We start from the raw sequence: 11,889 nt of genomic DNA, 5'->3' as shown, positions 1-11,889 counted from the left end.
CAGACCGCTTGGATGGGTGGTATAGGTGGTAACAGCCGGGCACCGCCAAATTATCCTTGGTGGAGGCAGAATACGATGTTTACGATAGTACAGCCGCGTAGCCGGATGGTTGCCACTGCGCTTTTTGTGTTGGTTGGTGCGGTTATTTCATTTCCCGTATGGGCTCAAAATGCAGGGCCTCCCGAAAGCACGACCTGGAACGGTTTGAAGGGCGATGTCTTTGGACAGAAGCCCATCGAACCGGCAAACGGCATTGTGAGCATCGATGCGCCGAAGCGCGCCGAAGATGCTGCGATTGTGCCGGTTGACCTGCATTTCAAAACCGATGCCGGGACTGGCCGCATCAAGACTGTGACCTTGATCGTGGATGAAAATCCATCGCCGGTTGCTGCTGTGTTCAAGTTCGGTCCCGACGCCGGAGTGACCCATCTGGCAACGCGATTGCGTGTGAATGCCTATTCCTATGTAAGAGCCATCGCGGAAACCGAGGACGGCAAACTTCATATGACGGAGACGTTTGTCAAGGCATCGGGAGGATGCTCGGCGCCGGCCATGAAGAACACCGACGAAGCTCTCGCCAATCTGGGCAAAATGAAACTGCGCGTGTTTTCGTCGAAAGCTTCCGGTATGGAGCCAATGACCCGTGCAACGGAAATGCAGCTCATGATCCGCCATCCCAACAATTCCGGGCTGCAGATGGACCAGGTAACCCGGTATTATATTCCCGCGCACTTCATTCAGGGATTGACGGTGTCACAAGGCAATCGGCTGATCATGTCGATGGAAGGCGGAATTTCGATTTCGGAAGATCCGAACTTCCGCTTCGAATTTGATGCAAAGCCGGGAGAGGATATCAAAGTTGAAGCGGCCGACACCGAAGGCAAGCAATTCAAGGATGAATGGCCGCTTGAATCATCAAGTTTGTGATGAAGTGAACTGAGGATTCAGAAGCAGCGTATGTCCGCTTCGGCCTGCGCGCGTTTCAGTTCAGTGATGGAAGCTTTCGCCGGAGCGCTTTCGCGAAAGAGTGCGCCGTTTTCGCCGGGAACCATTCCCATTGATTTGTATGTTTCAGCGGCAACATAGTGATCGTAGGAGATGACAGAGGCAATGACATCGATCGAACAGGAACAGCGTTGCAGCGAATCTCGGTTCTCTCCGTTAGCCTTCATGCAGCCGTAAACGTACTCGGCAAGGGCTGGCGTGGGATAATCCGCGGCTGATTTTGCCGGCGAAGAATATGCAATTGCTGCGGTTGCTAACAGGCATAATTGCAGGGCTTTTGATACTGACATCGGGCCGTTGCCTTCGCGCTGGTGAGGTGCCGCATTTTTCAAATGGATAGAAAATAATAATATTGATTGGCAAGAATTGTCCAGTATTAAAGTATCAAATCATGATGATCATATAGATTGTAGAATAAAATAGGAAAATGCGATATATGTTGCGGTGCAAGATATATATATTGCAGCGCAGAAAATATAAATTGATAAACATGCTTGCCTAATGCAAATCTTTCTCCTATCGTCACCTTGTTTCCGGCTTCAAGGACGTTACCGTCAAGGGAGTGGTGACAGTCTTCGTAGGCCAAGCGGGGTGGGCAGTAACGGTGCCCTCTGCGCGCCTGGCTTAGGTCGTGACACGCTGCCGGAAATACTTCCCCATTTGCGTGAGCTAATGGAGCGGACCGCTGTGATAAACGGCTCCGCCCGATGGTTCATAAATGTGAACTTAGGGAGGACTCATAATGCGTGTACACAAGAATTTAATGCGAGCGTTGGCCACCTTTACTCTGTCGTTTTCATTGGCGGGAGGAGCTTTAGCCAATGACGATCTGCAAGCCCTGATTTCCAATTCGAAGGACTGGGCGATCCAGACCGGCGATTATGCCAACACCCGATATTCAAAACTCAATAAGATCAACAAGGACAACGTCAAGAACCTTCAGGTCGCCTGGACGTTTTCGACAGGCGTGCTGCGTGGTCACGAAGGTGGCCCGCTCATCATAGGGGATGTCATGTATGTCCATGCGCCCTATCCGAATACAGTCTATGCGCTTGACCTGAACAATGACGGCAAGATCCTGTGGAAATATGAACCCAAACAGGACCCCAATGTTATTCCAATCATGTGCTGCGATACCGTTAATCGCGGCGTAGCTTATGGCGATGGCAAGATTTTCCTGTACCAAGCCGATACAACCCTCGTAGCTCTCGATGCAAAAACCGGCAAGCCCGAATGGTCTGTGAAGAATGGTGAAGCTGCCGATGGCAGTAAAGGCGAATCCGGTACATCTGCTCCGATGGTCGTCAAGGACAAAGTCATCGTCGGTATTTCCGGTGGTGAGTTCGGGGTTCGCGGTGCTTTGACTGCCTATAATATCAAAGATGGCAAGCAGGCCTGGCGGGCGTGGTCAATTGGTCCGGACAAGGACACATTGATCGATCCGGAAAAGACGACCCAACTCGGTAAGCCGGTTGGCGCAGATTCCAGCACCAAGACGTGGGAAGGCGATCAGTGGAAGATCGGTGGTGGAACAACGTGGGGTTGGTATTCTTATGATCCCAAATTGAACCTCATCTATTATGGCACGGGTAACCCATCCACATGGAATCCCAGCCAGCGTCCCGGCGACAACAAGTGGTCCATGACAATCATGGCCCGTGATGCCGACACCGGTATGGCGAAGTGGCTGTACCAGATGACCCCGCATGACGAGTGGGATTATGACGGCGTCAATGAGATGATCCTTGCAGATGATATCAAAATAGACGGCAAGGATCGCAATGTGCTGGTGCATTTTGATCGCAACGGCTTTGCCTACACTCTGGACCGTGCAACCGGCGAACTTCTGGTAGCCAAGAAATACGATCCGGCTGTGAACTGGGCAACAGAAGTCGTGATGGACAAGAACAGCAAGGACTATGGACGTCCTGTCGTCGTTGACAAATATTCGACGGCAAAACAGGGTGAAGACGTCAACACGACGGGTATTTGCCCTGCTGCACTTGGTACCAAGGATCAGCAGCCTGCCAGCTATTCACCAAAGACGAAACTCTTCTATGTACCGACAAACCATGTCTGCATGGATTACGAGCCCTACAAGGTCAGCTATACCGCCGGTCAACCTTACATCGGCGCAACGCTTTCCATGTATCCCGCTCCGAACAGCCATGGCGGCATGGGCAACTTCATTGCCTGGGATGCGGCAAAGGGTGAAATCGTCTGGTCCAAACCCGAGCAGTTCTCGGTCTGGTCCGGTGCGCTGGCAACCGATGGCGATGTGGTGTTCTACGGTACGCTTGAAGGTTATCTGAAGGCAGTCGATAAGAACGGCAAGGAACTGTACAAGTTCAAGACTCCTTCCGGCATTATCGGCAACGTCACCACCTACGAACACAAGGGCAAACAATATGTTGCCGTTCTGTCCGGTGTTGGTGGCTGGGCAGGCATTGGTCTTGCTGCCGGTCTGACAAAAGGTACGGATGGTCTGGGCGCAGTCGGCGGTTATGCCGGTCTCTCCGACTATACGGCTTTGGGCGGTCAGCTGACCGTTTTCGCCGTCCCCGAATAAACCGGGGCGAGCAGTCACTTGAACAGGGCGCCCGGTTTCAATCAGGCCGGGCCCCTCGTGTCACCTGACCGATACCTGATGATCAATCATAACCGTTGAGCTGGCGCCAACAGGTGTTGCCCGACGCGCGAATGCGAGGTTACCGAATGCCGATTCGAACAATCCTTCTGGCCGTCACTGCCACTCTTGCTCTCCTGATAGGGCAAGGCAGCAGCCGTGCCGATGACAAGGCCGCAGCTGCGGTTGTTTCCGACGACAATGGCAAATACGCCGACAAGGACGGAAATCCGACATTCAAGATACAACCGGATGGAACTGTTGATTGGCATACATACAGTGGTTACCGGCGGTTCAATTCGGAATGCAATGTCTGTCATGGAGCAGACGGTGCGGGGTCGTCGTTTGCGCCGGTTCTCGCCGATTCGCTCAAGACAATGTCCTACGCCGATTTCCTGTCGACAGTGGCGGGAGGCCGTAAGAATCTGTCGAACGGCAACGACAAGGTGATGCCGGCCTTCGGCGACAACAAGAACGTTTATTGCTACATGGACGATCTCTACGTCTATCTGCGCGCCCGTGCTGTCGGGGACCTTCCGCGAGGGCGTCCTGCAAGGCATGAAGACAAGTCGGCGACCGCCAAACAGGCGGAAGATTCATGCATGGGTGGATGAGATGATGCAGCGCGCGAAATCCCGCCAATACCGGATCGCAGCCTTGATTGCAGCGATGCTCGCTGTGCCGTCGGCTGCCTTGGCGCAGAGCGCCGGCCTGGGAGCTGCCGGTGAGCTTGTCGATCCGGATATACTGCGTGTATGCGCAGACCCGTCGAATATGCCGTTTTCCGATCAAAGCGGCAAAGGGTTTGAAAACAAGCTGGCGGAACTGGTCGCGGCCAAAACCGGACGGAAATCGGTGGCCTACACCTGGTATCCTATGGCGACCGGCTTCGTTCGCAATACACTGCGGTCCAACCATTGCGATATCATCATGGGATATGCCCAAGGCGATGATCTCGTGCAGAACACCAACGCCTATTATCGCTCTACCTATGTCATGGTCTACAGGAAGGGAGCCGGGCTCGACGACGTGGTGTCGATCGAGGACAAGACGTTGGAAGGCAAGAAGATCGGTGTTGTTGCGGGAACGCCGCCGGCTGCCAATCTTGCCAAGGCCGGTTACATGCGCAGCGTTGTTCCCTATCCCTTGATGGTGGACACACGCCTCGCACCGTCCATGGCTGACGTGATGATCAAGGACCTAATGAAGGGCACCATAGATGTGGCAGTCCTTTGGGGTCCAATGGCGGGCTATTATGCGCATGAGATCAATCCGGATCTGGCGGTTGTCTCGCTGGCAAAGGAAAAGTCCGGGCACATGGCTTACCGGATCACCATGGGTGTGCGTCCGTCCGATCAGGAATGGAAGCGGACATTGAACAAGGTCATCAAGGAGAACCAGCCTGAGATCAATCGGATTCTGGGCGAATACCATGTGCCGCTGATAGACGAAAATGACAAGCCGATCACGCAATAGCCCGTTGGGCGACGCGGCGCCGATCTGCTTTGTCGTTGCAGTCCTTTTGATGAACACGGGTGTCAATCAGGCTGGTGCGGAAGGAAATGCGCCTGAACCGGAGGGATACCGGACAGAGCTGTACCGGGCTCCCGTTCCTACGACGCTGAAGGGAGCGAAAGTGGTAACGACGGATGAGGCCATCGCTCTGTGGAAAGACAAGGAAACCGTTTTTATTGACGTGCTCCCGCATGATCCTAAACCGGCAAATCTTCCGGCCGGAACCATATGGCGAGACAAGGTGCGGGAGGACATCCCCGGGAGCGTCTGGCTCGCAAACACAGGGTACGGAATTTTGAACAAGGAGACGGAAGCCTATTTCCGCAAGGGACTGGAATCGCGTCTCGGGCATGGGAAGAATCGAAGGGTGTTGTTCTATTGTATGGAGAATTGCTGGATGTCGTGGAATGCCGCCAAAAGAGCAGTCGAATGGGGATATCGTTCGGTCTTCTGGTATCCGCTCGGCACGGACGGCTGGATCGCGGCGGGGCAAGCCACACAAAAAAATGAACCCTATTAATTTAGATCCTGCGCCATGATGGCGTATGGTGGCGGAGAAAGATCACTGCGGTGATCTTTGGATAGAAGGAGGCTAGCATGAAGAAAATTTGGACAAAGCCGACCATGTGTCAGGTTGCTGCTGGTATGGAACTGACGCGTTACATGCCTGCTGAACTGAAGACGAAGAAGTAATCTCCAGTCTTCGCCCTGCGTGAGCCAATCACGCGGGGCGGATTCCGGCCTGTTGGGGTATTGCGCGCAATGCGATTGAAAATAATCGGCTCGGCGGCTGGCGGCGGGTTTCCCCAATGGAATTGCAATTATCAATTGAGCCGCCGCGCATGGAACGGCGATGAAAGCGTGCGTTCCCGCACGCAATCCAGTCTTGCCGTCAGCTCGAATGGAACGGACTGGGTTCTCTTCAATGCGTCGCCTGATATTCGCCAGCAGATCGCGGCGACACCGGAACTTCAGCCACAGGAGAACGGACGCTTGCGTTCGACGCCGATACGCGCGGTGGTCCTGACCAATGCCGATGTCGATCACATTGCCGGACTGCTCAGCTTGCGTGAGCGCGAGCCGTTCGTGATTTATGCGACGCGCCGTGTGCTCGATGTGCTTGAGGCCAATTCCATCTTCAACGTGCTTGATCGAGCGCTTGTTGACCGGCGTGAGCTGAAGATCGGCGGAAAAACCGATATTCTTGATGTCGCGAAAACTCCGACGGGAATTACCGTTGAAGTTTTTCCCGTCCCCGGCAAGGTGGCGCTGTTTCTTGAGGATAACAGCAAGGCAGGTGAAGGTTTTGGTACGCAGGAGGGCGATACGATCGGCCTTCGCATTTCCTCGAGCGATGGCGAACGGGCAGCATTCTATGTCCCGGGTTGTGCGCGCATCGATGCGGCACTCAAGTCGAGACTGCAGCGGGCCGATTGTCTGCTCTTTGACGGCACTCTGTACACCGACGACGAAATGGTTGCGGCGGGCGTCGGTTCAAAGACCGGCGCACGGATGGGGCATGTCTCCATTTCAGGTGAAAACGGGTCATTGGCTGCGCTGGCAGAACTTGGCATCAGCAACCGGATTTACGTTCACATCAACAACACCAATCCCGTCCTTGACACCGCATCGGCCGCGCACGCCGCGACCGTCGATGCAGGCTGGAAAATAGCATTCGATGGCATGGAGGTCAGGCTTTGAGCGAATTTGGCGATGCGGCACGTGGTGGATTATCTCCGGCCCAGCTTGAAAACGTTCTGCGTGACGTGGGTGCAGCGCGCTATCACAACCGACACCCATTCCATCACCAGATGACCAGCGGCGCTCTGAGCAAGGGTCAGATGCAGGCCTGGGCTCTCAACCGTTATTCCTACCAATCGGTCATTCCGCGCAAGGATGCTGCCATCATCATGCGGTCGGACGATCCCGCGTTCCGCGCCGAATGGCGCAAACGGATAGAAGACCATGATGGCGGTGACGGCTGGAGCGGCGGTATTGCCCGCTGGTTGAAGCTCGCAACGGGTCTCGGACTTGATGCCGATATGGTCAAAAGCGAGAAATTCGTGTTGCCGGGCACACGCTTTGCCGTCGGTGCCTATCTGTCCTACTGCACGAACCGGACAATGCTCGAATCCGTCGCGTCGTCGCTGACGGAACTGTTCTCGCCCATCATCATCGGCGAGCGCGTTCCGGCGATGCTGGCGAAATATGACTATATCACCGCGGATATTCTCGCCTATTTCGAAAAGCGTCCGGCGCTTGCCTCGCGCGATTCCGATTTTGCACTCGCCTATGTAATGAAACATGCCGACAATGCCGAGAAGCAGCAGTCGGTGATCAATGCGCTTGTCTTCAAATGTGATGTCCTCTGGGCGATGCTGGACGCGTTGGCGCATGCTTATGGTGAGAAGGGCAATATACCGCCCGGTGCCTTTGTTCCGGAGGCAGCATGACTGCAGCAGTCCGCTCCCGTGCTATCGTGTCGATGCAGTCACGGCCTGCTTTGAGGCGTCATGTGCGGCTGCAATATGATGGTGTGCGCGAAGCTTGGGCGCTGTTGTCGCCGGAGAAAATATTTTGGCCGAATGAAGTCAGCCTCGACATTTTGCAGCTGTGCGATGGCCGCCACAATGTGGCACAGATGATTGCGCTTCTTGCCGATCAGTACACCGCGGAGCAGGAAGAAATCGCGCCTGATATCAGCGCCTTCCTGCAGGAATGGTCCGACAAGTTCCTGGTGTCGTTATGCTGAGCCCTGTGCTGCCGCCGATTGGCATGCTGGCGGAGCTGACCCACCGTTGTCCCTTGCAGTGTGCCTACTGCTCCAACCCGGTTGAATTGCTCAAAGCAAACCGCGAGATGGATACGGCCGGCTGGCTTGCCCTGTTCGAACAGGCAGCGGATCTCGGGGTTCTCCAGGTGCATCTATCCGGCGGCGAACCGACGCTGCGCACTGATCTTGCCGAACTCGTCGCCGGTCTGGCCAAACGCGGTGTTTACACCAATCTGATCACGGCCGGGGTCGGGATTGCCGAGGGGCGTATCGAAGCCCTCGCTGATGCCGGGCTCGATCATATCCAGCTGAGTTTTCAGGGTGCTTTTGCTGCAACGACCGAGAAGATAGGCAACGCTCGCGGCGCGCACGAAAAGAAGCTCGAAACGGCCCGTCGCGTTCGTGCGGCCGGTCTTCCACTGACCATCAATGCCCCAATACACCGCCATAATATGGAAGAGGTGCCGGATTTCATCGATCTGGCGCTTGAGCTTGGCGCGGAACGGCTGGAGATTGCCAATGTGCAATATGCGGGCTGGGCACTCGTCAATCGCAAGGTGCTGATGCCCGAGCGGGAAGCTGTCGAGCGGCAGGTGCAGATCGTCGAGGAAGCACAGGAACGGCTTCGCGGTATCATGACGATTGACTTCGTCACACCCGATTATTTCGCCGTGTATCCCAAGCCATGCATGGGGGGATGGGCGCGGGATGCCTTCATGGTTGCACCGGATGGAACCGTATTGCCGTGCCACGCGGCCGCATCGATCAAATCACTGCATTTCGAACGCTTCGGCGCGTGGAGCCTCAGTCGCATCTGGCATGAATCCCCGACGTTCAATGCGTTTCGCGGGACAGACTGGATGCAGGAGCCGTGCCGCAGCTGCGAACGGCAGGAAATAGATTGGGGCGGCTGCCGCTGTCAGGCCATGGCGATCGCGGGGGATGCCGCCGCGACTGACCCGGCCTGCATCAAATCACCGTTGCACGCGCGGATGGCCGCGCTGATCGATGAAGCCGTGACAGCAAAATCCCCGGACGCGACGCCGGATGGCTTCATCTATCGCCGTATTGGCAAGACGGCTGGGCCCATTGCCTGAAGGCTATTGCTTGAGCATGGATTGGCCGATGGTCTTGGACAGGCTATAAAGCCTCTGTTCGATGATGGTCGGCACCTCACAAACATAGGTTAAGGACTGCACGCGTTCTTGGAATATCCGTGTTTCCCAGGTCAATCGCTCATTGGCCCGGTCCAGATCATCCGGGTCTGTATCAGGTTTGCCGCGCATGGCATCGACCCTGGCCGCTTCCTTGCGCAGATCATCCGCTATTTCGCGCTGTTTGCCGGCATAGCGTGAAATGCCGGAGATGACCTGAATTCGCTCGCGGTTCAGTGTGTCGAACAGACCCTGGAACAGCAGCAACATCTTGTCATTCACCTGGTCCCTCGGCAGGCCGTTGGCAAATTCGACGATTCTTGTCCGGGCTGTATCGAGCGGATTGCGGCGCGCCGCCAAATCATCGACCAGAGCATGGATTGCAGCATCGTTGTCCCAGCCCTTTGCGGAGTCGGGAATATCCGGACCATTCCAAACCTGACCAACAGACAATTCGGGCACCTTGCGTTGCACGCAGGGCCAGGTCGGATCATTCTGCGCCGCGCCAAAAGACCCTCCGGCCGAAGCGGTGCAGATGAGAAGACTGGTTGCGATAATGCGACACTGTCTCAATTGTTTCCTCCCTCTTGTTTCTTGATGACGAGGCCCCTCGAGGGATCATAGGCGATGATGGCGCCGGCAATGAACACGAGAGTGAATCCGCAGACGACGGCAAGAGATATCCATTCGATCTTCCCGTAGAAGGCGAACCGCACCAGCTCGACGGCATAGGTAAAGGGATTGAGCAGGCATATCTTGTAAAGCAAGGGACTGGCCTCCTGCACGCGCCAGAGTGGATAAAGTGCGGAGGAGGCGAAATACATTGGAAAGATCACGAAGTTCATGATCCCCGCAAAGTTTTCCAACTGTTTGATCATGGATGAGAGCAGCATGCCGAGTGCACCCAGCATCATACCTGCGATGAAGAGTGCCGGCAGCGTCAAGATGTAGCCGGACGCCGGCGCCTTGACGCCCCAGAACCAGGCAATGAACAGGAACGCATAGACTTGCACAATCGAGACGGCGACACCGGCGAGCAGCTTGGACATGAGCAGAAACCAGCGGGGAAACGGGCTGACCAGCAGGGTGCGCATATTGCCCATCTCCCTGTCATAGACCATGGACAGCGAGGACTGCATCCCGCTGAACAGCAGGATCATCCCGCATAGGCCTGGCGTGATATAGACCTCATAAAGTACGTAGGTTTGATATGGCGGGATGATTGAGACGCCGAGAACCTGACGGAAGCCGGCTGCAAAAATGAACAGCCAGAGCAGGGGCCGGACAAGTGATGAAATGAAGCGCTCGCGCTGATGCAGATAGCGAAGTCCTTCCCGCACGAGAATACCTTTGAGGCACACCAGATATTGCATGGGGCCAAAGCGGTTGTGTCCAATGCTCCTGATGGAAAGGTTGCCGGGAATATCGGTCATAGACGACCTCCGGCGTTCAAAGAGATGATACCGGTGAGGCGTGAGAACGCCTCGTTCATGGTGTCCGCGCCAGTATCCTTGATGACATCGTGCATTGTGCCATTGGCGACCAGCTTACCCTGATTGAGAACAATGATCTGATCGGCGTGGCTGACCTCATCGATCAGATGGGTTGCCCACAAAACGCTGATACCCTTTTCCGCTACCAGCCTGCGAATATCGGCAAGGATCGTCGCCCGCGATTTGATATCAAGTCCAACGGTTGCCTCATCCAGCAGCAACAGGGACGGCTGATGCAACAAGGCGCGAATGATTTCGACTCGTCTGATCTGGCCGCCGGAAAGATTGCGGGCTTTTTCATGCAACCGGTCGCTCATGTCGATTGATTGCATCAGCTCATGAATGCGCCGATCGGTTTCGCGTGACCCGATCCCGTGCAGAGAAGCGTGATAGGCCAGATTCTGGTGGATCGTCAGGTCGAGATCGAGTGTGCGGGCCTGAAAGACGATTCCAAGACGCCGCAACGCTTCGCCGGATCTGCGATCGATGTCGTTGCCGAAGACGTGGATGCGGCCATTGCGGGTGGCAAACAGATGGCTGATCAGGGAAAACAACGTTGTCTTGCCCGCGCCGTTCAAGCCGAGGAGCACGGCAAAACGACCGGGCGCAATTGAGAATGAGATATTGTCCAGCGCCTGTCGCCTGCCATAGGAATAACTTACCGAGGCAAGTTCCAGCGCCGGTACGCTCGCATCCGTAGCCGGCTTGTCATGAATAGTCTTCAACTCAACGTCCGGACCCATCAAGCTCCACCCCTTGGTTACCCACTGCAGTTGCCGCGCTTGCCGATGTTAGCGCTTATTTGATGGTTATTGTCCCCTTCATTCCTTTGTCAGCAAGATCAGGCACCGACCAGGTGTATTTGCCTGGACGCACTGTCGTGAATTGAACACTCATTGTACCCGGGGAGTCGAATTCAAGCCAGGCGGGCGCGCCGTTCATATGCACTTCGAGGTTATTGATGACGATTTGATTCATCCAGACATTGCGGAAGAGGTCGGTGACGAATTTATACTCGAGGCCTGCGGCCGACGTAATCTTCCAGCGATAGCCCTGTCCGGCAACCAGCTCAAAATCCTTTTGGTTCACCGTGAATTCGCTGTCTTTGGAGCCAAGGATGAGTTCCGGCAGGTTCTTGCTGGAGCGGGTGACCGCAGGTGTCTTGGCTTCGGTTGCAGCCTTTGGTTCGGGTGCTGCTTTGTCGTCGTCGTCATCTGCCTGAGCCAAGGCAAAGGACGGGGCAAGCGCTATCCCAAGAAATCCGGCCAGTGCAAATCTTCTGAAAGTCGACATATGGTTCCTCCCTTTGGTCGATGATTTTGT

General features: G+C 55.3%; 15 protein-coding genes. 10 read left to right on the top strand and 5 right to left on the bottom strand.

The features are described 5' to 3' along the window. Positions 1-12: 12 nt before the first annotated feature. On the top strand, positions 13-927 hold the full coding sequence (locus J1W56_RS16515) for a quinoprotein dehydrogenase-associated SoxYZ-like carrier (protein ID WP_223614366.1): 915 nt from the start codon (positions 13-15) through the stop codon (positions 925-927). Positions 928-944: 17 nt separating this feature from the next. On the opposite strand, the gene J1W56_RS16510 is transcribed toward J1W56_RS16515, so the two are convergent. Next, entirely contained in the window at positions 945-1,295 is a 351-nt protein-coding gene (locus J1W56_RS16510; RefSeq protein ID WP_223614365.1) for a hypothetical protein, read from the bottom strand. A gap of 473 nt (positions 1,296-1,768) precedes the next feature. On the opposite strand from J1W56_RS16510, the gene xoxF5 reads away from it, so the two are divergent. From xoxF5 to pqqE, 9 genes are all read left to right on the top strand, one after another. After that, entirely contained in the window at positions 1,769-3,574 is a 1,806-nt protein-coding gene (gene xoxF5 / locus J1W56_RS16505; protein ID WP_223614586.1) for a lanthanide-dependent methanol dehydrogenase XoxF5, read from the top strand. 146 nt (positions 3,575-3,720) lie between these two features. Beyond that, entirely contained in the window at positions 3,721-4,245 is a 525-nt protein-coding gene (locus J1W56_RS16500) for a c-type cytochrome, methanol metabolism-related (RefSeq protein ID WP_223614364.1), read from the top strand. 1 nt (position 4,246) lies between these two features. Further along, positions 4,247-5,107, top strand: a complete 861-nt coding sequence (locus tag J1W56_RS16495; RefSeq protein WP_404928235.1) for a substrate-binding domain-containing protein — start codon at positions 4,247-4,249, stop codon at positions 5,105-5,107. Between the two features lie 49 nt (positions 5,108-5,156). After that, positions 5,157-5,666, top strand: a complete 510-nt coding sequence (locus tag J1W56_RS16490; protein ID WP_223614362.1) for a PQQ-dependent catabolism-associated CXXCW motif protein — start codon at positions 5,157-5,159, stop codon at positions 5,664-5,666. 77 nt (positions 5,667-5,743) lie between these two features. Continuing rightward, the gene (locus tag J1W56_RS16485; protein WP_223614361.1) at positions 5,744-5,839 is read left to right on the top strand and encodes a pyrroloquinoline quinone precursor peptide PqqA; all 96 of its coding nucleotides are present in this window, start codon (positions 5,744-5,746) and stop codon (positions 5,837-5,839) included. A 69-nt stretch (positions 5,840-5,908) separates the two neighbouring features. Then, positions 5,909-6,847 carry a pyrroloquinoline quinone biosynthesis protein PqqB gene (gene pqqB / locus J1W56_RS16480; protein WP_223614359.1) on the top strand — a complete coding sequence of 313 codons (939 nt, stop codon included), beginning with the start codon at positions 5,909-5,911 and terminating at the stop codon, positions 6,845-6,847. Then, complete coding sequence (pqqC, locus tag J1W56_RS16475) at positions 6,844-7,599, top strand: pyrroloquinoline-quinone synthase PqqC (protein WP_223614358.1); 756 nt, start codon at positions 6,844-6,846, stop codon at positions 7,597-7,599. Before pqqB ends, pqqC begins: the two co-directional genes overlap by 4 nt. Next, positions 7,596-7,898 carry a pyrroloquinoline quinone biosynthesis peptide chaperone PqqD gene (gene pqqD / locus J1W56_RS16470; protein WP_223614356.1) on the top strand — a complete coding sequence of 101 codons (303 nt, stop codon included), beginning with the start codon at positions 7,596-7,598 and terminating at the stop codon, positions 7,896-7,898. Before pqqC ends, pqqD begins: the two co-directional genes overlap by 4 nt. After that, positions 7,892-9,016 carry a pyrroloquinoline quinone biosynthesis protein PqqE gene (pqqE, locus tag J1W56_RS16465; RefSeq protein ID WP_223614355.1) on the top strand — a complete coding sequence of 375 codons (1,125 nt, stop codon included), beginning with the start codon at positions 7,892-7,894 and terminating at the stop codon, positions 9,014-9,016. Before pqqD ends, pqqE begins: the two co-directional genes overlap by 7 nt. Positions 9,017-9,019: 3 nt before the next feature. Here pqqE and J1W56_RS16460 read toward each other — a convergent pair whose 3' ends face one another. Genes J1W56_RS16460 through J1W56_RS16445 form a run of 4 tightly spaced genes read right to left on the bottom strand, consistent with a single transcriptional unit; the run spans position 9,020 to position 11,859 of the window. After that, on the bottom strand, positions 9,020-9,646 hold the full coding sequence (locus J1W56_RS16460; protein ID WP_223614354.1) for a hypothetical protein: 627 nt from the start codon (positions 9,644-9,646) through the stop codon (positions 9,020-9,022). Then, a complete protein-coding gene (locus J1W56_RS16455) occupies positions 9,643-10,446 on the bottom strand; it encodes an ABC transporter permease (protein WP_223614585.1) in 804 nt (267 codons plus the stop codon). The genes J1W56_RS16460 and J1W56_RS16455 overlap by 4 nt, the downstream gene beginning before the upstream one ends. A 56-nt stretch (positions 10,447-10,502) precedes the next feature. Beyond that, the gene (locus J1W56_RS16450) at positions 10,503-11,309 is read right to left on the bottom strand and encodes an ATP-binding cassette domain-containing protein (RefSeq protein ID WP_223614353.1); all 807 of its coding nucleotides are present in this window, start codon (positions 11,307-11,309) and stop codon (positions 10,503-10,505) included. 55 nt (positions 11,310-11,364) lie between these two features. Further along, a complete protein-coding gene (locus tag J1W56_RS16445) occupies positions 11,365-11,859 on the bottom strand; it encodes a cupredoxin domain-containing protein (protein WP_223614352.1) in 495 nt (164 codons plus the stop codon). Positions 11,860-11,889 lie beyond the last annotated feature (30 nt).

The sequence above is a fragment of the Phyllobacterium calauticae genome, assembly GCF_019991125.1.
GTDB lineage: Bacteria > Pseudomonadota > Alphaproteobacteria > Rhizobiales > Rhizobiaceae > Phyllobacterium > Phyllobacterium calauticae.
Note: the sequence above shows the minus strand (reverse complement) of the source record. Positions and strands in the feature narration are given on the sequence as shown.